This window comes from Agathobaculum sp., assembly GCF_022775115.1.
Classification (GTDB): domain Bacteria; phylum Bacillota; class Clostridia; order Oscillospirales; family Butyricicoccaceae; genus Agathobaculum.
In genome coordinates, this window is sequence record NZ_JALFLA010000088.1 from 1 (window position 1) to 21,808 (window position 21,808).

Sequence of the window (21,808 nt, forward strand, 5' to 3'; positions counted from 1 at the left end):
CATCCAGACTATACTGTCGGCTTCGGAGTTTCACCGAATCATGCATTGGCCTCTGACACAGAGACCGCCGCTCGCGGGCTGTACCGCCGGTAGGGAATCGCACCCTGCCCTGAAGAATCTGATATTCGGTTTTGGTAAAACAGCGTTTTACTGTTATTCAGTATAAACCTGTTTGGCGCAGAATGCAAGCGTTTTTTTGGGAGGCAGCAAAAAGCGCCGGGTCAGCCCCGGCGCTTTTGTGGTCGTTTGCAGCTCAGCCGTTTTGCAGGGGAATCAGATTCTTCTCCGTCTCGGGGTCAAACAGATGAATCAGGTCGCTGCGGAAGGTGAAGTGGATCTGATTGCCGTAGGCAAAGCCGCCCCTGTGCGCGCTGGCAAGCTCGGTGGTAGGCACGCGCAGCACCACATCACGTCCACCGGCGCTGACGTGCAGATGGATCTCGCTGCCCATCATCTCGCTCACGTCTACCTTGCCGGTCAGACAATGGGCGCCGCCCTGCTCGGAGAACGAGATGTGCTCGGGACGGATGCCGAGGGTGACAGCCTTGGAGCCTGCCCCAGCGGCTTTCAGCTTGGCCGCGGTGTCGGCGGGGAGGTCTATGACAGCGTCCATCACCTTGACCTGGAAGCCACTACCCTCGGCGACCAGCTGTGCGTCAAAGAAGTTCATCTGGGGCATACCGATAAAGCCGGCGACGAATACGTTGGCGGGATGGTCGAACACCTCCTGCGGCGTGCCGATCTGCTGGATGTAGCCGTCCTTCATGATGACGATGCGGTCGCCCAGCGTCATGGCCTCAGTCTGGTCATGGGTAACGTAGATGAACGTGGTGTCGATGCGCTGACGTAGCTTGATGATCTCCGCGCGCATTTGGTTGCGCAGCTTGGCATCGAGATTGGACAGCGGTTCGTCCATCAGGAACACCCGGGGGTGGCGGACGATAGCGCGGCCGATGGCCACGCGCTGGCGCTGGCCGCCCGAAAGTGCCTTGGGCTTGCGGTCCAGATACTGCGTGATGTCGAGTATCTCGGCGGCCTCGCGCACCTTTTTGTCGATCTCGTCCTTGGGCAGCTTGCGCAGCTTGAGCGCAAAGGCCATGTTTTCATACACGGTCATATGGGGATAGAGGGCATAGGACTGGAAAACCATGGCGATATCCCGATCCTTCGGCTCAACGTCGTTGACGCGTTTGCCGTCGATCAGCAGATCGCCCTCAGATATCTCCTCCAGCCCGGCGACCATGCGCAGGGTGGTGGATTTGCCGCAGCCGGACGGGCCGACCAGCACGATAAACTCCTTGTCCGCGATCTCCAGATCAAAATCATGGACAGCGGTGACCTTGTTGTCATAGATTTTTTTGATGCCTTTCAAAGAAACAGTTGCCATAAGTATGGCCGTGAGCGTCCTGCCTCCGCAGACGCGCCCTCACGATAGAAGAGCGGAACCTCTATCGCGCTGCGACAGGTCTCCACACTGCCGCACCGCCGGCCGGGCGGGCTTGGTCTCCTCCTTTTTTATGGCTGGCCGAACGCTATGGAAATGGAGTAGCATCCGACGCCGGGCTGAAAAATTTGGACTTAGCGGTATTTGGAAATCGCTGCGTCGATCATGGCGGCGGCCTCGTCTACCACGGGCATATCGCTGTCGATCAGGGCGGGCAGGGGCTTGCGGACAGATCCGATATCGCAGCCGCGCTTTTTCAGGATGGCCTTCATCACAGCGTACAGGTTGCCGTGGGCGGCGCACATCTTGTAGATGATGCGGCAGATATCGTTCTGCACTGCGGCGGCGGTCGGCATATCGCCTGTCTGATACAGCGCATATACCTTCTGGAACAGCTCGGGCATGACGGCGTAGGTGCCGCCGATGCCGCCGGTCGCGCCCATGGCAAGGCCGGAGATGAACTGCTCATCCGGGCCGTTCATCACCACGAAACCCGCGCCGCCCTCGTCCTTCCACATCTGGATATCCTGCGTGGGCATGGAGGAGTTCTTGACGCCGATCACACGCGGATTTTGGCGCATCTCCTGCAGCAGGGGGGTGGACAGCGCCACGCCCGCCAGTTGGGGGATGTTATAGATGATAAAATCAGTATGCGGCGCGGCAGCCGAGATATCGTTCCAGTACTGGGCGATGCCGTAGGGGGGCAGGTGGAAGTAGATAGGCGGGATGGCCGCGATGGCATCCACGCCGAGGGATTCCGCGTGGCGCGCCAGATCCTGCGAATCAGCGGTGTTGTTGCAGGCTACGTGGGCGATGATGGTCAGCTTGCCGCCGACCGCGTCCATCACGTTTTCGAGGATGATCTTGCGTTCGTCCACGCTCTGGTAGATGCACTCGCCGGACGAGCCGCCCACATACAGCCCCTTGACGCCCTTGCCCAGCAAATACTTGGCCAGCGCGCGGGTACGGGCGGGGCTAATCGAGCCGTCGTCCTCATAGCAGGCGTAAAACGCGGGAAAAATCCCTTCATATTTCTGAATATCAGACATTGTTAACAGATCCTTTCCAATGATCTTCGGAAATTAGGAAGTGCGCCGGGGCATCAGCCCTTGACAGCGCCCATGGTGATGCCCTGCGTGAAGTATTTCTGGAATATCAGAAATACGATGATGATGGGCACGGCGGCCAGCGTTGCGCCGGCCATCAGCAGGCCGGTGTCTATCGAGGTCTCGGCCTGCATGGTGGCGATGCCGAGCGAGATGGTATACCGGGAGTTGCTGGCCAGCATGACCAGCTGCATGAAGTAATCGTTCCAAGAATTGATGAAGGTGAAGATGGCCAGCGCGCCAATGCCGGGCTTGACCATGGGCAGCACGATGGTCGAGAAGGTGCGCCACTCGCTAGCGCCGTCGACGCGGGCGGCCTCCAGAATTTCGCCCGGTATGCCCTCGGAGAACTGCTTCATCAGAAACACGCCGAACGGCCAGCCGACTGTCGGGAAGATGACCGCCCACAGCGTGTCATACAGCCGCAGCGCGGACATCTCTTTGAGCAGAGGGATCAAAATGACCTGCTTGGGCAGCGCCATGGCGCACACGATCAGCGAGAACAGCAGCGCGCGGCCGATGAAGCGCTTTTTCGCCAAGGCGTAGCCCGCCATGGCCGCGGTGATGCAGGTGAGGATCATCGCCATAACGGCCATGAACACGGTGTTTACCAGCCAGCGGATCGCGCCAGGTACGATCGGCCCGGCCAGCGATCCGAGCTGGAACAGCGGCTCGGAGCGGCGGTCAAACAGCTTGGCGAAGTTGACCATCGACCACTCGGAGGGGAACCACGCCGGTGTGGTGGCGTAAATGTCCTGACCGGTCTTGAAAGCGCCGGTGATGATCCAATACAGCGGGAAGAGGAACAGGAAGGCCAGCACAAACAGCAGGATCATGCTGACGACCTTATAGGCTTTGGAGCGGTTTGAAGTGCTTTTCATGGATGTGGCTTCCCCCTTACTTTTCCTTGGCCAGCTTAAATTGCAGGGCGGACAGCAGGCCGATGAAAATGGCCAGCACAACGCCCATGGCGTTGGCGTATCCGAAGTGACCGGCCTGCTCGGTCAGCTTGAAGGCGGTGTAGTAGATATAGTACATCACCGTGTTCGTGCCCGAGCCGCCCTTTGTCAGCAGCTGAATCAGCGCGAAGCACTGGAAGGAGTTGATGGTGGTGATGACAAGGATGTACAGCGTGGTGGGCATGATCTGCGGCCATTTGATCCGCCAGAACACCTGAAACTTGGTCGCGCCGTCGACCTCGGCGGCCTCGACCAGCGATTGGTCGACATTGCCCAGCGCCGAAACATACAGCACGATGGGCTGGCCGACGGAGGTGGTGAACAGGATCAGGATGATGCACCAGATGGCAAAGCGGGAGTCGCCCAGCCAGTTGATGTTCTTTTCGATCAGCCCCGAGCTTTTGAGCAGATAGTTGAACACGCCGGTGTAGTTGTCATACATCCACTTCCACACCACGGTAACAGCCACCGAGCCGGTGACAACGGGCAGATAGAAGATGCAGCGGAAGGCCGACAGCAGCTTGCCGTTGAGCTTGTAAATGGCGGAGGACACCCACAGGGAGAACGCGCAGACCGTGGGTACGCTGACGATGACGATCAGGAAGGTGTTCCACAGCGCCTCGCGGAAGGTTTTGTCTCCCCACAGCTTTTGGAAGTTGTACAGACCCACGAAGTTGCCCAGACCCTGCGTGCCCATGTTGGCGTCGGTCATGCTGTTGATGATGCAGGTGATCATGGGGATGATGACAAAGCCGAGGAAGAAGATCAGGCTCGGCAGCAGGAAGAGATAGCCGGAAGTGGTCTCGCGCCGCACCAGCGCGCGGCTCATGGTGGACTTAGGCTGTTTAGCCAAAATAAATCGCCTCTCTCTCTCTGAATCGAATGGTCGAGCGCCGCGCCGCAGGCCGGGCAAAGCCGGTGTTGCCCGCGTGCTCCGCTCAAAAAAGAACGCCCCTTCCCCGCGCGTCGCGGGGAAGGGGCGCGCTACATTTCACTTATGCGGTGATAAATGTCAGATATCAGCCTGCAGCAGCGGCCGCGTTTGCCTCAGCCATGTAGGTGGACACGGTTTCGGCAACGTCAGCGCCCTCGCCAATATCCTGCAGCATGTTCCACCAGGAGGTGCGAGCCTGCGCCCAGCCGGAGGTGACCTGATAGTAGTCGCCCAGGTAAGGCATCAGCTTGTTGTACTCAGCCATGATGGGTTCGTCAGCCCAGATACCGGACAGGTCAACACCCTCGGTGGTGTTGCGAACGGCAAAGTACTTGGCGGTCTTGACAGCGTCCGCGGTCTTAGCAGAGTCGCACATGTACTTGATAAACTGCTTGGAAGCGTCTACCTTGGCAGTGTCGCCGTTGTCAAAGACGCCAAAGCCCCAGATGCCGCCGCAGAGCTTGGACTCGCCGGTCTCGGACGGGAAGCTCATGAATACAATGTCGTCACCGGTGATGGTCTTCTCCGCGCCGGTGCCGGCCGCGTTGGGATCGAGCTGCTGGGCGATGTTCCAGCAAAAGGCCATCTTCAGGATGCCTTGATAGAACTTGGTGATCTCGTCGCCGCCCTGCAGAGAGGCGTCAAACGCAACGCCGTTCATCGACTTGAGCTGCTCAAGCGCCTTGATGTTGGCCGGATCGTCCCAAGTGTAGGCGCTGTGGTCGGCGTTGGTGAAGGTGCCGCCGTACATGTTGTTGATCAGCGCGCGGGTGCCCTGATCGCCGCCCTGACCGGCGCAGAAGACAGCAGCCACGGTCTCGCCGTACTTGGCGTACAGCGCGTCGACCGCCTTGATGAAGTTCTCGGTCGTCCAAGTGTGGTTCTCAAGGTCGAGGTACTGGAGAGCGCCGGCCTCTTCAAAAGCATTCTTGTTGATGGCCATGCAGTGCGCGGTCATGACCAGCGGATACTCAAACACCTTGCCGTCAGCCGTGGTGCAGGCGGCGAGGGCAGCGCCGTTGATCTCGCTCTTGTCCTCGTCATCGAGCATTGCGGACAGGTCGACCATGTAGCCCTTGGCACCCCAGTTGGCGACCAGACGCTCGGGGCCTTCCATGATGAGGTCGGGCGCGCTGCCGGCGGTGATAGCGGCGTTGACCTTGTCGTCGCCGTCCGCGTAAGCTAAGTACTCAACGTTCACCTTGATGCCGGTATCGGCTTCAAAGGCATCGGTCAGCTCCTTGACGGCCTTCTCATCACCCCAGCCGCCGATCGGATAGGTCCAGAGGGAGATCGAGGTCTGTGCGCCGTCGGCGGGTGTGTCTGTCGCCGCGGGATCGCCGCCGTTCTGCGCGGTGCCGCCGCAGGCAACCAAGGACAGAGCCATGGTCACGGACAGACCCAGCGCAAGAAATTTCTTCATCTTCTTCATGTGTCATCCTCCTATAAAGTTTAATAAAAATGCGTAGACTATCCGGGATTGCTATATGCAGATTGTACAATTACATGAAAGAAATGTCAAGATGCAAATGAAATAAATTTCAATATCACCATCATGATATCAAAATTTTTTCAACAATGTGATAAAACCCCCGAAATATTTGTCGGTTTCATAGGTGCTTGTCCGATAAAGCGTCCGCAATCTGCTCCCGCTGGTGCCCGCAGCCCTCGAGATCGCGGCGGCACATCTCGGAAAACAACACGTCGATCAGATAGAGCTGCGCGATACGCGCGGCGACCGAACCGAGCTGCAGCGGGTTTTCCGTCGTACCGCACTGCAACACGCAGTCAGCCAACCCCGCGCCGGGCGAACAGAGAAAGCGGGTGATCAGAATGACCTTCGTGCTCCGCTTTTGGGCAATGCGCAGTACGTCCATCAAATCCTTGGTCGAGCCGGAATAGGAAAAGAACAGGATCACATCCTTTTCGCACAGGCTGGACGCCGTGATGACCTGCATATGGGAGTCGCGCACGGGAAAAAAGCCGGAGAATACCGTGGTAAACAGGTGCGCGGCCTCCTCGGCCAGCAGCATCGAGCCGCCCTGTCCCATGCAGAACACCTTGTCCGCAGCCAGCAGGAGATCGGCTGCGGTGCGGATGGCCTCGGGCTCGATCAGCGCCTTGGTCTCGTGGATCGCGCTGATGTCGATGCTGGCCAGCTTGCTGCACAGCTCGGGCACACTGTCGTCGGCTTGGATCGAGCCGGACAGCATCCGTGGGTCGGTGCGCGAAGCCGTGGCCGCCGCAAGGGCGACCCGAAAGGCGATAAAGCCGCCATACTCCATCCGGCGGCAAAAGCGGGAGATCGTGGCCTCGGCCACCCCGCAGGTCGCGGCCAGCTCGGTGATCGACATGTTCTGCGCGTTTTGGCCGTTGGCCATGATGTAATTGGCCAGCTTCTTTTCAGAAGCGGTCAGCTGATAGTATTTTTGGGTGATGCGGGTAAAAACGTCTTCCTCGGGCATGCTGTGTCTCCTTTCCGTTTGGCGCGTGCGTGCGCTCAATCCAGCAGCTGCCCCAGCATCGCGTCGCACATCATGAGACAGCGGGGCAGGTGGAAGGGCCCTTTGAAGGTCGAGCCTTTGGTGCTGGGCTGCGTGGGCAGGCCGTCCCGGCGCAGATAGCCGTACCACTCGCCATAGGCGGGATCGGAGAAGTGTGTCTTGCAGTAGGCCAGCGTTTTGTCGAACCAGCCGAGGTACTTGTCCTCGCCGGTATCCCGGTACAGCATCAGCGAGGCAATCAGAATTTCGTTGTGCGGCCACCACAGCTTCATATCGTGCTCATAGGCCTCGGGTGGCTTTTTCAGGCAGTCGGTAAAGTACAGCAGTCCGCCATACTCCTCGTCCCAGCCGGCCTCGATCGCCCAGTCGAAGATCTGGGCGGCCTTGCGCACCAGCTCCTTATCCCCGGTGCGCTGGGCGTGCTCAAGCAGGAACCAGACGCCCTCGATGTCGTGGCCGGGGTTGACGATGCGCCCCTCGGTGTAGTTCAGCCGGGGCGTGCCGTCCACGTCGACGTTTTCCAGCACGCATTGCAGCTCGGGGTGGACATGGTATTGGAAGATCTCGTCCACGCAGGCTTGGGCGCGCTGCTCATACAGCGCCTGCCGCTCCGGGTCGACCCGCAGCAGCACGCCGGTGACGTTCAGGATGATCATAGGGATGCCGAAGGCGCGGCCCTTACGGGTCTCGGGGATGGTCTTGGGCGGCATACCCACGGGGTCGGGCATACCGTGCGCCAAATCCCAGTACAGGTCGTAGGCGCGGCGCGCGCGCGCAAGATGCGCCTGCTCGCCGGTCACGCCGTAATACTCGGCGTTGGCCAGCGCGTAAAAGGCCTCGGAGAAATAGTAGCGCCGCTGGCGCAGCGGCTTGCCGTCCTCTGTAACGGTGAAGTACATCCGGCCGCCGGCCGCATGGTTGATGCAATGCTGCTCCATAAAGTCCAGACAGCTTCGACTCGCGGCCAGCCACTCCTCCTTTACGCCGTAGTTGTGGCAGAGATAGGCGAAAATCCAGCCGCAGCGTCCCTGCATCCACACGCTCTTGTCGGTCGAGTAGATTTCACCCTTGCGGTCCAAGCAGGTGTACACGCCGCCGTGTACGGGATCCATGCCGTTTTTCAGCCAGAAGCTGACACAGGCGTCCAACTCGCTTCGCACCCAGTCCCGGTAGGTTTGCAGTTTTGCGTTGTCCATTTGGGAACACCATCCTTTCAATTGATATCACTATGATAGGGTAATTTGTACAACTCGTCAAGAAAGAATGGAAAAATTTTTTCAGGCTATTGACAAAATGAAAAAAGCTGATAGTCTGTGAGTAGCAGACCATCAGCTAAGGTGGCGATGAAGGACCGCACGGCAGTCTCAGCGCAGATACCAAGGCGGCTCCTCGCCCGCCGCGCGCTCCTCCGGGGGCGTGTAGTGCCGAAAGACAGGCTCGAGCAGGTAGGTTGACAGCAGCGCACACAGCGCGGGCGTCAGCAGCACGACAGCGGCGTACCAGAGCCGCAGCGTCAGTGCCGCGCCCGCCACATACAAGGCGGCAAGCGCGAGCATCCGGGGCAGGTGGCGGAGCGTCAGCCGCAGGCTGGTGGCCAGCAACCCACCCACCGTGCAGGCGAAGCGGGACAGGAGCGGAAACGCGCAGCAGGCCACGGCGATGGGCAGGAGCAGCAGCACCAGATACATCACCCGGAACACATCCGGCGCGAGCCGTTCGAGCACCGCGTAACCCGCAGTCAGCAGCAGCGCCAGCAGCAAAAACACCGCTGTGGCGGCGGAGCCTGTCCGAAGATTTTGGCGAAAGGCCGCGAAAAAGCTGCGGTAAGCGCCGCCCTCCTTGTGCCGCAGGCACTTGGCGCAGCTGTAATACAGCGCCGCTGAGGCCGCGCCGACGGTCACGACCGGCAGACTGCACACCACCCACAGCAGGCTGAGCACCATGAGGTCGAGCACCCGGTCGGTAAAGCGGAAAAAGAGATTGTCGGGGTTGAAAATACTCCGAAGCATGATATGTCTCCCCATCAAAAGTCTGGTTTCGGGCAGCGCTGCCGCTCTCGCAAAGCATGGAGGAATGCGGCGGCATGATGCCGCTTTCAGCATAACACAGCCGTCGGCTGTTCGCAAGTGCCGAAAAGGCAGCTTTTCGCGGGTGCCGCCCCGCGTTTGCTTGTTTACTATGGAAGAGGAGGTTATATAGATGATTTACGACAAGCTGTCCAACATCGCACGCTACAAGGGGCTGCACCCCAATCTGGATATCGCGCTGGACTACATCGGCGCGCACCTGTCTGAGATGGGGGAGCGCGTCGAACTCAAAGGAGAGGAAGTCTACGGCAACTGCTTCACCTACGACACGGTACCCGAGGAGCAGGCCTTTTTCGAGGCTCACGCCCGGTTTGCGGACGTGCAGATTATGCGGGCGGGCGCGGAGCGGGTCGCGGTTTCGAATATCTCGGTGCTCCAGACTGACAGCGCGCAGCCGGAAAAGGATTTCTGGTCGATGCACGGCCCGGAGGAGGTCTCTCTGGTGCTGCAGCCCGGCTCTTTTTTGATCGTGCTGCCCGGCGACGCCCACAAGCTGAAGATGCAGCTGGGCAGCCCGGCCACGGTGACAAAGAGCGTTTTTAAGGTGGACATGGGCGCATAAGCCGCGCCCTATGTCCCGGGTCATGTTCGATTTTATGAGGTGAAACTGTGAAAAAACATATCATCTGCTTGGGAGACTCCAACACCCACGGCTACTGCGCAGACCCCGACGACTGCGCCGATCCTGCGCTGGCGCGCTTCAACGAGGAGGAGCGGTGGACTTGCCTGCTGCAAAAGGCGCTCGGGGAGGGCTACCTGGTGGTCGAGGAGGGGCTTTCGGGGCGCACGACCGTCTTTCCGGATCCGCTGTATGAGGGACTGGACGCGCTGCATTACCTGTACCCCTGTCTGAAAAGCCACGAGCCGGTCAGCCTGCTGGTCATCATGCTCGGCACGAACGACGTAAAGGAGCGTATGTCGGCCAATGCGTTTGCCATCGGGCTGGGGATGCGCCGCCTGATTCGTAAGGCCAAGGCGACCGACTGCTGGGGACCGTCCGGCAAGCCCAATATTCTGGTTATCGCGCCGCCGCCTATCGGCGCGGGAATGGAGACCTCACCCGTGACGGACGAGATGGGAAAGGCCTCGGTGGAAAAATCCCGCCGGCTGGCCGCGCAGTATCAGGCCGTGACCGATGAGGAAAACGTACATTTTCTGGACGCGGCCGCTGTGGGCTGCGCGTTCAATCAGGTGGATTTCATGCACCTGACGCGGCAGAGCCACGCGGTTTTGGCAAAGGCGTTGGCCGAGCTGATCCCACGCTTGACATAACGGCGCGGTACGCTGGGATAATAGATGGGGGAGCAGGCTGTGAGGCTGCTCCCTTTGTCATGCCCGCGCAGCCGGAGAGAGGATGTAAAGGCCATAACCCTCATTCTTTTGCTTGGCATTCTATGTATTGCAAGCTTGCAAAGAGCGCAAAAAATTTTTGGGGAATACTTGACAAATGTAGAATTTGTGTATATAATTCAAATGATAATCTATACTAATTAAAAGGAGGTGAAAACATGCAAACCAGAAATACCGTGCAGCGGCAGATCGTTTTACAAGCTGTGCTGCGGATGCACGACCACCCTACGGCAGATAGGGTCTATGAGGCGGTCGTGGCCGAGCATCCCTCGATCAGCAAGGCTACCGTATACCGCAACCTGAACCAGCTTGCATCGCAAGGGGAGATCCGCCGCGTGTCCATGCCCAACGGAGCCGACCGGTTCGATTTCCGAAAAGACGAGCATTTCCATGTGCGATGCAGCGTATGCGGCGCAGTATACGATGTGCACATGCCGCAGCTTGACGATCTGATCGAGCGCATTGACGACGCTGAAGGCGTAGAGGTGCAGCGGTATGACATCCTGTTTGAAGGCGTTTGCGCCCAGTGCCGCGGTAAGTGAGCCGCGTCCGGCGGGCAGCCGAAAATAAATCATGGAGAGGAGAACAAGAAAGTGGCAAACCTGAAGGGAAGCAAGACCGAGGCTAATCTCCGTACTGCGTTTGCGGGTGAATCCGAGGCGCGCAACAAGTACACCTATTTTGCCTCCAAGGCAAAGAAGGAGGGCTATGTGCAGATCGCCAAGATCTTCGAGGAGACGGCCAACAACGAGAAAGAACATGCCAAGATTTGGTTTAAGCTGCTGGGCGGCATCGGTGACACGGCGGCCAATTTGCAGTCCGCGGCTGCGGGCGAGAATTACGAATGGACCGATATGTACGCCACCTTCGCCAAGGAAGCGCGCGAGGAAGGCTTTGACGATATCGCGGCACTGTTTGAAAAGGTCGGCGCGATCGAAAAGGAGCATGAGGAGCGCTACCGCAAGCTGCTCTCCAACGTGGAAAACAAGCTGGTCTTCTCGCGTGACGGCGACTGCATCTGGCAGTGCTCGAATTGCGGACACATCGTTGTCGGCAAGCAAGCGCCCGAAGTATGCCCGGTATGCGCGCATCCGCAGGCATATTTCGAGATCAAGGCCGAAAATTATTGAGCATCGTCCACCGCAGGGAAAAGCACGGTATACGATAACAGTAAAAGGCTTCGGAGCATGGCTCCGAAGCCTTTTTTGCGCGCGCGGCAGGGTGAAAATAGCCGCGATCGGCTTGCCGCTTTGCGGCATAGGGCGGCAAGGCGCTGCATAAATATGGCTGTTGACCAAATGACGTCAATTTGTGCGCCGGTCAGCCATATGGATGCAGGGGGTGGGTATGATGGAAGTGCATTTTCGGCAGGCGCATCGCGGCAACTACCGTCCGGCGATGCGCGGACAGGGGCAAATCGCCTATTTGGTGATTCACAGTACGGCGGGCGGCGGGGAGAACGCCGAAAGCGAGGCCGTGCGGTTGGCGCGTGAGGTCGTCTCGGTCTCGGTGCATTACTTGGTAGATGAGCGTGCGGTTTGGCAGGCCGTGCGGGAGAGCGATATCGCGTGGCATTGCGGCACGCGGCGGGTGTATTTCCACCCATACTGCCGCAACGAAAACAGCCTTGGGATCGCGCTGTGCAGCCGCCTCCGCGATGGCCGGTACAGCATACCGGAGGAGACTGTCGCGCGCGCGGCGGCGCTGGTGCGGCGGCTGATGGCGCGGTACGCCATCCCGGCGGATAACGTGCTGCGCCATTACGACGTGACGCATAAAACCTGTCCCACGCCGTTTGTCGAGAGTGCGGCAGCGTGGCAGGCGTTCCAAAGCCGGCTGCGGGCAGACGAGCCAGCGCCGGTAAGCTGCTTGTAAAAGCGGGCATGGTCCGCTATACTTTACATAGCGCGCAGCGCGGGAGATGCAAGAGGGAGGAAGCAGAAATGCAGCGGAATACATTGGGTTTGGTGCATGATTTTTTGCGGCGGAATGTGCGCGAGGGCGCATTCTGCATTGACGCGACGGCGGGCAAGGGGCGCGACACCGCGCTGCTGTGCCGTCTGGCAGGAGAGCGCGGGCGCGTGCTGGCGTTTGACATCCAGCCCGAGGCGGTCGCGCAGACGCGCGCGCTGCTCGCGGCCGAAGGGCTGCGCGCCACGGTCGTGCAGGACAGCCACGCCGAGATGGCGCGCTATGCTGCGCCCGAAACGGTCGACTGCATCGTGTTCAATTTCGGGCGGTTGCCGGGCGGCGACCCGCATATTTTCACAAAAGCAGCCTCCTCGCTGCCCGCAATCGACGCAGGGCTGCGGCTGCTGCGTCCGGGCGGTATGATGGCGCTTGCGCTATATTACGGCGGAAAAAACGGATATGAGGAGAAAAACGCGATTTTATCATACTTAAAGCACATAAATGACCGTGCGTTCGCTGTTCTGTGCGGCGATTGGATCAACCGGAAAAACGATCCGCCCATGCCTATCTTTATCTGGAAAGAGTGCGCCTGCTGTGATACAATATTGCCGGAGGGAGAGTGAGACAGTATGCCATGGTGTCCCAAATGCGGCGCGGAGTTCCGTGCGGGTTTGACCGAATGCAGCACCTGTCATGTGGCGCTGGTGCAGCATCCGGCAGAATCGTCCATAGACGAGCCGGTAGACATGGAAAAGCCGGTGGCGGTCTATGTGGCGAAAAACCGGCTGGAGGCCGAGATGGTCTGTGACATGCTGCGCGGTCAAGGTATTGCGGTGTTCAACCGCCCGGCGGCTTTCCGGCAGATACAGGCGTACAGCGGCGCGGATGCCCGTTTTGGGGTGGAGGTGCTGGTGGATGCCGCACAGACGGCGCGCGCACGTGCGTTGATCGACGAGACGAACCGCGAGCTGGAGCAGGCCCCGCTGGCCGAGGAAGAGCTTGCCCGCCTGGCCGAGGAGCAGGCGCTGGAAGCAAGCGAGCAGCCGGCGGAGGACAGCGCATCCTTTCGGTTGCTGCCGGTCGTGATAGGCGTTATTGCGGCGGCGCTGGTGCTGCTGTATTTTGTCTCGGCGCGCATGTAAGGGGGGGAGAAGCGGTATGCCATGGTGTCCCAAATGCGGCGCGGAGTTCCGCGCGGGCTTTACTGTGTGCAACACCTGTCGGCTTCCTCTGATCGACCACCGGCCGGACGGCACGGAGTGTCTCCCGGCGGCGGACGAGCCGGAGGAGAAATGGCTGCGAGATGATGCGCGGCGGGACAGGCTGCTGCGCATCCTGCGCGTGTTGGCTGTGCTTCTGATCGCGCTGGCCGCCGCGCTGCTGCTGCGGGAAATATAAGGCGGCAACCGCACATTTGCGTCTTTGGCGATTTGTGCGGTGGCGCATAAAAAAGGGAGTGCATGACGCACTCCCTTTTTTGTCGTTGATTGAGGTCAGTCCTCGCAGCCAAACAGGCCGGTGAAGTCGAAGGTGGAGAAGTAATCCGCTGGGGTCTCCGCGCGGCGGATCAGCTCAACGCCGCCGTCCTCCCCCAGCAGCAGCTCGGCCGAGCGCAGCTTGCCGTTGTAGTTATAGCCCATCGAGAAGCCGTGTGCGCCGGTGTCATGGATATACACATAGTCGCCGATGTCGATGCGGGGCAGGTTGCGGTCGATAGCGAACTTGTCGTTGTTCTCGCACAGGCCTCCGGTCACATCATAGGTGCGGTCGGGCAGGGCGTTCTCCTTGCCCAACACGGTGATGTGGTGATACGCGCCGTACATCGCCGGGCGCATCAGGTTGGCGGCGCAGGCATCGAGACCCGCGTACTCCTTGTAGGTGTGCTTGTGGTGGATGCACTTGGCGACCAGCGCGCCATAGGGGCCGAGGATGAAGCGCCCCATCTCGGTGTAGATCGCGATATCGCCCATACCGGCGGGTACGAGCACCTCCTCAAACGCGCGGCGCACGCCCTCGCCGATGGCCATGATGTCATTCGGCTCCTGCCACGGCTTGTACGGGATGCCGACGCCGCCGGACAGGTTGATGAACGCGATGTGCACGCCAGTCTCCTTGGCGACCTCGACCGCGAGCTTGAACAGAATGCGGGCGAGCGCGGGGTAATATTCGTTGGCTACGGTGTTGGAGGCAAGAAAAGCATGGATACCGAAGTGCTTGACGCCCTTGGTCTTCATGATTTTGAACGCCTCGATCAGCTGCGCGCGGGTCATGCCGTACTTGGCCTCCTGCGGGGTGTCCATGATCTCGTTTTCGAGCACAAAGTCGCCGCCCGGATTAAAGCGGCAGGACATGGTCTCCTTCCATTCGCCTACCTTGTCATAGTAGTCAAGGTGGGTGATATCGTCAAAGTTGACGATTGCGTCAAGGTCGGAGGCCAGCTTGAAGTCCTCATCCGGGGTGACGTTGGAGGAAAACATGATATCGTGCCCCGTGATGCCGCAGGCCTTGCTCATCAGCAGCTCGGTATAGCTCGAGCAGTCACAGCCAAAGCCCTCCTCATGCAAAATCTGAAGCAGGCGGGGCGTGGGCGTGGCCTTAACGGCGAAATACTCTTTGAAGCCGGGGTTCCAAGCAAACGCCTCTTTTACCTTGCGGGCATTTGCGCGGATGGCTTTTTCGTCGTAGATGTGGAAGGGAGTCGGGTAGGTTTTTACAATTTCCTGCACCTGTTCAAGGGTAATAAAGGGGGTCTTTTCCATGGTTTTTCGCCTTTCTTTCTATCGAATATTCAGGGGAAGGTCTCATTGGTCTGCTTGCCGAGGATGCGCTCGAAGCGGCGGCGCATATCATCCTCGATGCGCTGGGTCTCGATCTGGTCGATGTCGACGATGCGGCCGTCCTTGATGATGACGACCATGCCTTCGCCCAGCATGGCGGGCGCTTCGGCAAGGGGGAAATTGACCATTTGATTCCCGATCTCAACAACAACGTAATCGCCTTCAAAGCGGTCGACGATACCGGTCTGTTTCATGCGGCATTCTCCTTGTCAGATGATGGTGGATCGAGTGAAATGACAACGGTGCCCGCCTCGGCTGTGGTGCGGACATCGTCCACACCCGCTTCGGACAGGCGGCGCAGCGTTTGCGCGCTGGGGTGGCCATAGTCGTTATCCAACCCGCAGGAGATAACGGCGGTGGATGGCTGTATGGTGCGGAGCAGTTCGTCCGAGGAGGAGGTATCGCTTCCGTGGTGGCCGACCTTGAGGATATCGCAGGTAAGCAGCGGCTGGTGGGCAAGCAGGGACTGCTCGGCGGGGACTTCGGCGTCACCCATCAGTAGAACGCGCTGCTCGCCCGCGCGGAACAGCGTGATAAGCGAGCGGTCGTTCAGCGTGCGCTTGGATACATCATCGTCCGGGCCGAGGAATAAGAGCGATGCGCCCGAGTCAAACACCAGCTCGTCGCCGGGCGCGGGCAGGGTGGGGTGCACGCCGCCGCGCTCGAGCGCGTCCAGCATCGCGGCATAGACCGCGGTGGAGGCCGTTTCCGGCCCCATGTAAAAGTGCTCGACGGGGAACGCATCCAGCACCTGCGCCATGCCGCCGATATGATCGGCGTGGGGATGGGTTGCGACGGCGGCGTACAGCCGCTCAATGCCAAGCCCGTGCAGATAGCCGACCAGCGCGTCCGCGCTCTCGGGCGTGCCCGCGTCGACCAGCACGGCCTGTCGGCCGGACAGCAGCAGCGTCGCGTCACCCTGGCCGACATCAATGAAGTGTACCGCAGTGTCCTCGGTCAGCGTGCGCCCGGCGGAAAGATGGTCGAGCAGATACAGGCCGCCGTCCAGCGCAAGGATGAGCGCCGCGACGAGCGACAGGATGAGGCGAAGTCGCTTTTTCATCGGTGCTCAAGCGCACCCCCTGCCCGAACCAGCTCAAACTCCTCGGTGATCTCCCGGTCGGGCGCGGGAGTCAGCAGGCTGACGATAAAGATGGCGGCGAGACCGATGAGAAAGGCCGGCAGCAGCTCATAAATGCCGAAAATACCGCCCATGGGCTTGATCAGATACTTCCACGCGAACACGGCAACGCCGCCCGCCACCATGCCGGCGACCGCGCCGGACAGCGTGGTGCGCTTCCAGAACAGCGCGCAGATGACGACCGGGCCAAAGCTTGCGCCGAAGCCCGCCCACGCGAAAGATACGATGCCGAAGATCGAGCTGTTGGGGTCGCGTGCGATGAACACACCAAGCACCGCGATGACGATAACGGTCAGACGGGCAAAGCGCATACTGGCCTTTTCCGAGATCTTCAGGCGGAACGTTTCAAGCAGCAGGTTTTGCGATACGCTGGACGAAGCGGCCAGCAGCTGCGAGTCCGCCGTGGACATGGTGCTGGCGAGGATGCCCGCGAGCACCAGACCAGCGATCAGCGCGGGCAGGATGCCGAAGCCGGACAGGAAATCGGCGATGCGGACGATGATGGTCTCGCTGTCCGCGCCGGTGAGCTGCGGGATCAAGCCGCCATCGCTGAGTGCCCGGCCGGCAACGCCGATCAGCACGGCAACGGCCATGGCCACGACCACCCAAACAGAGGCGACGCGGCGGGACAGCTTGAGCTTGTTTTCATCCTCGATCGCCATAAAGCGGAGCAGGATGTGCGGCATACCGAAGTAGCCAAGGCCCCATGCGAGCGTGGACAGGATGGTGAGCGGGCCGTAGGGGGTCGCGCCGGCCGCCTCGGTGTAGGTGGCGGACATGGAGAGGTAGCCCGGCAGCGCCTTGGCATTTTCCATCACCGCGCTGATGCCGCCGGCCGACACCGTTGAGAAGATCAGCACGAACAGGATGGCGAAGGTCATGATGATGCTCTGGATAAAGTCGGTCGTCGAGGCGGCGAGAAAGCCGCCTGCCGCGGTATAGGCAACGATGATGACCGCCGAGACGATCATAGCCGTCATGTAATCCACGCCGAACAGCGAGGAGAACAGCTTGCCACAGGCCGCAAAGCCCGAGGCGGTGTAGGGAATGAAAAAGACGATAATAATGAGCGCGGCGATGGCGGCAAGGATATTCTGCTTATCACGAAAGCGCTGGGAGAAGAACTGCGGCAGGGTATAGGAGCCGGTGACATGGGTGTACCGGCGCAGCCGACGCGCGGTGAACAGCCAGTTCAGATAAGTACCGGCCGCAAGTCCGATGACCGTCCAACCGACATCGCAGATGCCGGACAGATAGGCCAGACCGGGCAGACCCATCAGCAGGTAGCTGGACATATCCGAGGCTTCCGCGCTCATCGCGGTGACGAGCGGGCCGAGCTTTCTGCCGCCCAGATAGAAATCGGAGGTGGACTCGTTCTTGTCGGCAAAGTGGAAGCCGATAAACAGCACGATCAGCAGATAGGCGATGATCGCGATCAGGATGCAAATGGAAGCAGTAGTCATAAATTTCCCCTTATGTTTGATAATGGCGGGACACATGCCCCGTTCGTCAACTTCTTCTATTTATTATAGCGGAAAACGGCTTTTATTGCAAGAACGCATCGCAGGGCGCGGCGGCGGTATGCGTCCGGCTCAAAGCCGCAGGGCGCGTGCCAGCTTGCTTTCCGGCTCGGGAATGAGCGAGAACCTGTCCGCCAACGCAGCGGCGAGGGCGTGGAACGGCTGCTCGCCGCCCGCGCGCAGCTCAAGCTCGATCTCGTACAGCGGCGCGGTGCGTGTGCCGTGCCGCAGCTCGCCCTCGTCAAGCGCAAGCTCGCACAGCGCGTCCTCTTGCCGGAGGCGCACGGCGCAGCGCGTGAAATCGACCGCGCAGAGCATTTCGAGCGGGGCGGCAAGCGCCAGCGTGCATAGGTCGAGCGGCGCGCCGCATTCGGGCAGGCGGGAGAGCCCGTCGGCCGCGTTGTCGGCCACGCACTCATATTCCTCGCGCGCGTGCATACCGTCTGCGGTGGTGTGGCCGCCGCATTTGAGACAGCATACCGTCCGCTCGTTCTCCCGGCGCAGGCGCAGCGCAGCGCCGTGTCGGCGCAGCAGACCGTCTACCGTGTCATAATACTGCGAGCGCATCTGTATCACGCGGCGCTGGGCATCGGGCTGGGCAAGCCCCCACGCCTTTACCTGCGCGATGAGCGGCTCGCTCGCGCGCCACTTATATTCGTGTTCCTCCATCAGCGCACCTGCCCGTTTCCGTAGATGATAAATTTAGTGGTGGTCAGCGCGGTCAGCCCCATTGGGCCGCGCGCGTGCAGCTTTTGCGTGGAAATGCCGATCTCCGCGCCAAAGCCGAACTCAAACCCGTCAGTAAAGCGGGTTGAGGCGTTGACATAGACAGCCGCGGCGTCGACCTCGTCCAGAAAGCGCCGCGCGGCATCATAGTCCCGGGTGACGATACACTCCGAGTGGCCGGTGTTGTAGCGGTTAATGTGGTCGATCGCCTGATCGAGCGAGTCGACCACCCGGCAGGATAGCTCGTAGCCGAGGTATTCCTTGGCGTAGTCCTCGTCGGTCGCGGGCACGGCGGTATGCAGCAGCGCTACCGTGCGCGGGCAGCCGTGGATGGTCACGCCCGCGGGTGCAAGGCCGTCCCGCGCCATTGGCAGAAAGGCCTCGGCCACATCCCGGTGCACCAGCAGGCTCTCGGCCGCGTTGCAGACTGAGGGGCGCTGGCATTTGGCGTTGACCAGAATGCGCTGCGCCATATCCAGATCGGCTGCGGCGTCAACATACACATGGCAGTTGCCCGTGCCCGTTTCGATGACCGGTACGGTCGCGTTCATCACGACCGACTGGATCAGCCCCGCGCCCCCGCGCGGGATGAGCACGTCCAGATAGCCGTTCAGGCGCATCATCTGGGTCGCGCTCTCGCGCGAGGTGTCCTCGACCAGATTGACCGCGTCCTCAGGCAGCCCCTCGGCGCGCAGCGCCTGCCGCATCAGCCGGGTCAGGCACAGCGAGGAGTGAAACGCCTCCTTGCCGCCGCGCAGGATGCAGGCCGAGCCTGCCTTGAAGCACAGCGCCGCCGCATCAACGGTGACGTTGGGCCGCGCCTCGTAGATGATGCCGATCACGCCCATCGGCACGCGCTTCTGGCCGATGTCAAGTCCGCCGGGCGTTTTGCGCATCCAGAGCACCTCGCCGATCGGGTCGGGCAGGGCAGCCACTTGGCGGCAGCCCTCGGCAATAGCGGCGATGCGGCTCTCGGTAAGCGTCAGGCGGTCGATCAGGCCGTCGTTCAGGCCGGCCGCGCGGCCGTTTTCGATATCGGTTTGGTTTGCGGCAAGGATCTCGTCCGTATGCGCGAGGAGCGCGTCGGCGATGGCGGCAAGGCCGCGGTTTTTGTCGTTCGTGCCGAGCTTTGCGACCGCGCGCTTGGCGGCGTTCGCGTCCCGGGCGATGGTGAGCAGGTCTCTCATGTCGGTTTCCTCCTTGTCGTGTCAGCCGGGCGGGGTGTCAGCTGTGCGCGCGGGCAAACAGCGTGCCGACCGGCTTGCCGTCCACGATGTCGTACAGCAGTCCCTCCCGCTCGCCGCTTGCGACCAGCATGGGGATGTCTGCGTCCATGCATAGCTCGGCTGCGGTGAGCTTGGTGGCCATGCCGCCCGTGCCGTTTGCCGTGCCTGCGCCGCCCGCCATGCGGCGGATCTTGGCGTCGATACGGGAAACATGGCCGATCAGCTTGGCCTGTGGGTTTTTGCGCGGGTCGGCATCGTACAGTCCCTCGATATCCGAGAAGATGACGAGCAGGTCGGCCTCGCAGATGCGCGCGACGACAGCGGAAAGGGTGTCGTTGTCGCCAAAGCTCTCGATGCGCGTCAGCTCGGCCGTGGCGACCGTGTCGTTCTCGTTGACGATGGGCACGGCGCCCGTGCGCAGCAGCGCGGAAAAGGTGTTCTGGATGTTGCGGCGCTGGTCGTCGTCAATGATATTTTCCCGCGTCAGCAGTATCTGCGCTACGTTCACGCCGTATTCGAGGAACATCTTATCGTAAATGTGCATCAGCTCGCACTGGCCGACGGCGGCGGCGGCCTGCTTCATGGCCAGCTCACGCGGGCGCTCGCGCAGACCGAGCTTGGCCGCGCCCACGCCGACCGCGCCGGACGAGACGAGCACCATTTCATAGCCGCGGTTGCGCAGGTCGCTGATCGTGCGCGACAGGCGCTCGATGCGGCCGATGTTAAGCTTGCCATTGGCATAAGTCAGCGTCGAGGTGCCTACCTTAACCACGATGCGGCGCACCTCGTTCATGTTCAGCATGGGGGATTCTCCTTTGGCTTACTGGGATGTATGCTTTCATTTTAGCATAGTAAATCGCTGGATACAAGCGCACTGGAAAAACTTTGCATGCAAAGCGGAAAAACCCGGCGGCGCAGCTCACTCGACCTCGAGCAGCACGCCGTTTTCGTAGCGGAGCCTGGCGGCTTGGCCGCGGGTGGCGCGCTCAATGTCATTCATGCGGACGCTCTCCGCGATGCTGGTGAGCAGCGTGTAGGACACGCCGTGCCGCTTGGCGCGTCCGGTGCGTCCGATGCGGTGGATGTAATATTCGTTCTCCTCGGGCACGTCGTAGTTGATGACGCAGTCGACATCGTCGACGTCAATGCCGCGCGAGGCAACGTCGGTCGCGATGAGTACGAGGAGCTTTCCCTCCTTGAACGTGCGCATTGTTTTTTCGCGCTTTTGCTGTGCGATATCGCCGTGGATGCAGTCGGCCTGCAGGCCGAAACGTCTTAAATCATCACTCAGCCGCTGGCACATGACCTTCGTGTTGCAGAAAATGATCGTCCGCTCGAGTCCCAGTGTGCGGATGAGGCGGATGGCCATGTCAACCTTTTCAAGCGGCGGGCAGGTGATGGAGTACTGGGTGATGTCCGGGCGGTTATCCGTATCGGCAGGGACGGTGATCTCCACCTCGTCGCGCTGGTACATCCACGAGACGGTCATGACCTCCTGCGAGATGGTCGCGGAGAACAGGCCGAGATTTTTCCGGTTCTTGACGCGCTCGATGATCTTCGTCACATCGTCAAAAAAGCCCATGTCGAGCATGCGGTCTGCTTCGTCCAGCACGACCGTCTGCACCTTGTCAAGCCGCAGCGTCTTGCGGTTGTAGTGGTCCATGAGCCGCCCGGGTGTGGCGACAACGATCTGCGGATGTTTGGACAGCTGCTTGATCTGCTGCTCGATTTTTGCCCCGCCGTAAACTACCGCGACGCGGATGTTTTTGTTGAACGCGGCAAGGCCCTTGAGCTCGTCGCAGATCTGGATAGCGAGCTCTCTTGTCGGCGCGAGAATGAGGCCCTGCAAATCCTCGCTTTCGGGGTCAATATGCTCTAACATCGGAATACCGAACGCAAAGGTTTTGCCCGTGCCGGTCGGCGCTTTGGCAATCACATCCTTCCACTGCATGAACGGCGGGATGGCCTCGGCCTGAATGCGCGTGGGGTAGCCGTAGCCCTTTTGCTCGAGCGCCTGCAAAATTTCCTTCGATAATCCAAGATCTGCAAAGGTCAGATTCTGT

24 protein-coding genes and 1 riboswitch are annotated in these 21,808 nt (G+C 60.5%); of the genes, 8 read left to right on the forward strand and 16 right to left on the reverse strand.

Annotated elements, in window-relative coordinates; all coding sequences use genetic code 11:
• A riboswitch (FMN riboswitch) is annotated at positions 1-121 on the reverse strand. This riboswitch is flagged as partial in the annotation.
• Between the two features lie 132 nt (positions 122-253).
• The 8 genes from MR935_RS10605 to MR935_RS10640 all read right to left on the reverse strand — a co-directional run bounded on the left by MR935_RS10605 (position 254) and on the right by MR935_RS10640 (position 8,956).
• Positions 254-1,387, reverse strand: a complete 1,134-nt coding sequence (locus MR935_RS10605; RefSeq protein ID WP_290573362.1) for an ABC transporter ATP-binding protein — start codon at positions 1,385-1,387, stop codon at positions 254-256.
• A gap of 191 nt (positions 1,388-1,578) precedes the next feature.
• Positions 1,579-2,493: a dihydrodipicolinate synthase family protein gene (locus MR935_RS10610; RefSeq protein ID WP_290573364.1), complete on the reverse strand. Its 915-nt coding sequence runs from the start codon at positions 2,491-2,493 to the stop codon at positions 1,579-1,581.
• 53 nt (positions 2,494-2,546) lie between these two features.
• Positions 2,547-3,431: a carbohydrate ABC transporter permease gene (locus tag MR935_RS10615; RefSeq protein WP_290573366.1), complete on the reverse strand. Its 885-nt coding sequence runs from the start codon at positions 3,429-3,431 to the stop codon at positions 2,547-2,549.
• 16 nt (positions 3,432-3,447) lie between these two features.
• Entirely contained in the window at positions 3,448-4,338 is an 891-nt protein-coding gene (locus tag MR935_RS10620; RefSeq protein WP_290573391.1) for a carbohydrate ABC transporter permease, read from the reverse strand.
• A gap of 190 nt (positions 4,339-4,528) precedes the next feature.
• Positions 4,529-5,875 carry an ABC transporter substrate-binding protein gene (locus MR935_RS10625; RefSeq protein ID WP_442863040.1) on the reverse strand — a complete coding sequence of 449 codons (1,347 nt, stop codon included), beginning with the start codon at positions 5,873-5,875 and terminating at the stop codon, positions 4,529-4,531.
• Between the two features lie 178 nt (positions 5,876-6,053).
• Complete coding sequence (locus tag MR935_RS10630) at positions 6,054-6,908, reverse strand: MurR/RpiR family transcriptional regulator (protein WP_290573367.1); 855 nt, start codon at positions 6,906-6,908, stop codon at positions 6,054-6,056.
• A 35-nt stretch (positions 6,909-6,943) separates the two neighbouring features.
• The gene (locus MR935_RS10635) at positions 6,944-8,143 is read right to left on the reverse strand and encodes an AGE family epimerase/isomerase (RefSeq protein WP_290573368.1); all 1,200 of its coding nucleotides are present in this window, start codon (positions 8,141-8,143) and stop codon (positions 6,944-6,946) included.
• Positions 8,144-8,311: 168 nt separating this feature from the next.
• Positions 8,312-8,956: a YesL family protein gene (locus MR935_RS10640; protein ID WP_290573369.1), complete on the reverse strand. Its 645-nt coding sequence runs from the start codon at positions 8,954-8,956 to the stop codon at positions 8,312-8,314.
• A gap of 190 nt (positions 8,957-9,146) precedes the next feature.
• On the opposite strand from MR935_RS10640, the gene MR935_RS10645 reads away from it, so the two are divergent.
• The 8 genes from MR935_RS10645 to MR935_RS10680 all read left to right on the forward strand — a co-directional run bounded on the left by MR935_RS10645 (position 9,147) and on the right by MR935_RS10680 (position 13,693).
• The gene (locus MR935_RS10645) at positions 9,147-9,596 is read left to right on the forward strand and encodes a YhcH/YjgK/YiaL family protein (protein ID WP_290573371.1); all 450 of its coding nucleotides are present in this window, start codon (positions 9,147-9,149) and stop codon (positions 9,594-9,596) included.
• Positions 9,597-9,643: 47 nt separating this feature from the next.
• Entirely contained in the window at positions 9,644-10,306 is a 663-nt protein-coding gene (locus MR935_RS10650) for a GDSL-type esterase/lipase family protein (protein WP_290573372.1), read from the forward strand.
• Between the two features lie 236 nt (positions 10,307-10,542).
• Positions 10,543-10,926 carry a Fur family transcriptional regulator gene (locus MR935_RS10655; RefSeq protein ID WP_290573374.1) on the forward strand — a complete coding sequence of 128 codons (384 nt, stop codon included), beginning with the start codon at positions 10,543-10,545 and terminating at the stop codon, positions 10,924-10,926.
• A 51-nt stretch (positions 10,927-10,977) separates the two neighbouring features.
• On the forward strand, positions 10,978-11,514 hold the full coding sequence (gene rbr / locus MR935_RS10660; RefSeq protein WP_290573376.1) for a rubrerythrin: 537 nt from the start codon (positions 10,978-10,980) through the stop codon (positions 11,512-11,514).
• A gap of 220 nt (positions 11,515-11,734) precedes the next feature.
• Entirely contained in the window at positions 11,735-12,259 is a 525-nt protein-coding gene (locus MR935_RS10665) for a peptidoglycan recognition protein family protein (RefSeq protein ID WP_290573378.1), read from the forward strand.
• A 68-nt stretch (positions 12,260-12,327) separates the two neighbouring features.
• Positions 12,328-12,918 (forward strand): tRNA (mnm(5)s(2)U34)-methyltransferase, encoded by a 591-nt coding sequence (locus tag MR935_RS10670; RefSeq protein WP_290573379.1) that lies wholly within the window; start codon positions 12,328-12,330, stop codon positions 12,916-12,918.
• A gap of 6 nt (positions 12,919-12,924) precedes the next feature.
• Entirely contained in the window at positions 12,925-13,437 is a 513-nt protein-coding gene (locus MR935_RS10675; RefSeq protein WP_290573380.1) for a putative signal transducing protein, read from the forward strand.
• 16 nt (positions 13,438-13,453) lie between these two features.
• Entirely contained in the window at positions 13,454-13,693 is a 240-nt protein-coding gene (locus MR935_RS10680; RefSeq protein WP_290573382.1) for a hypothetical protein, read from the forward strand.
• Between the two features lie 95 nt (positions 13,694-13,788).
• On the opposite strand, the gene MR935_RS10685 is transcribed toward MR935_RS10680, so the two are convergent.
• The 8 genes from MR935_RS10685 to MR935_RS10720 all read right to left on the reverse strand — a co-directional run bounded on the left by MR935_RS10685 (position 13,789) and on the right by MR935_RS10720 (position 21,801).
• Positions 13,789-15,054 carry a diaminopimelate decarboxylase gene (locus MR935_RS10685; protein WP_290573384.1) on the reverse strand — a complete coding sequence of 422 codons (1,266 nt, stop codon included), beginning with the start codon at positions 15,052-15,054 and terminating at the stop codon, positions 13,789-13,791.
• A gap of 29 nt (positions 15,055-15,083) precedes the next feature.
• The gene (locus MR935_RS10690; protein WP_290573385.1) at positions 15,084-15,326 is read right to left on the reverse strand and encodes a DUF3006 domain-containing protein; all 243 of its coding nucleotides are present in this window, start codon (positions 15,324-15,326) and stop codon (positions 15,084-15,086) included.
• Entirely contained in the window at positions 15,323-16,195 is an 873-nt protein-coding gene (locus MR935_RS10695; protein WP_290573386.1) for a ComEC/Rec2 family competence protein, read from the reverse strand. The genes MR935_RS10690 and MR935_RS10695 overlap by 4 nt, the downstream gene beginning before the upstream one ends.
• Positions 16,192-17,736, reverse strand: coding sequence for a sodium/proline symporter (locus MR935_RS10700; protein ID WP_290573387.1), 1,545 nt, complete (start codon positions 17,734-17,736; stop codon positions 16,192-16,194). The genes MR935_RS10695 and MR935_RS10700 overlap by 4 nt, the downstream gene beginning before the upstream one ends.
• Before the next feature lie 129 nt (positions 17,737-17,865).
• Positions 17,866-18,462 carry a CYTH domain-containing protein gene (locus tag MR935_RS10705; protein ID WP_290573388.1) on the reverse strand — a complete coding sequence of 199 codons (597 nt, stop codon included), beginning with the start codon at positions 18,460-18,462 and terminating at the stop codon, positions 17,866-17,868.
• Positions 18,462-19,706, reverse strand: coding sequence for a glutamate-5-semialdehyde dehydrogenase (locus MR935_RS10710; RefSeq protein WP_290573389.1), 1,245 nt, complete (start codon positions 19,704-19,706; stop codon positions 18,462-18,464). Before MR935_RS10710 ends, MR935_RS10705 begins: the two co-directional genes overlap by 1 nt.
• Positions 19,707-19,743: 37 nt before the next feature.
• Positions 19,744-20,547, reverse strand: coding sequence for a glutamate 5-kinase (gene proB, locus MR935_RS10715; protein ID WP_290573390.1), 804 nt, complete (start codon positions 20,545-20,547; stop codon positions 19,744-19,746).
• 117 nt (positions 20,548-20,664) lie between these two features.
• The gene (locus MR935_RS10720; RefSeq protein WP_290573393.1) at positions 20,665-21,801 is read right to left on the reverse strand and encodes a DEAD/DEAH box helicase; all 1,137 of its coding nucleotides are present in this window, start codon (positions 21,799-21,801) and stop codon (positions 20,665-20,667) included.
• Positions 21,802-21,808 lie beyond the last annotated feature (7 nt).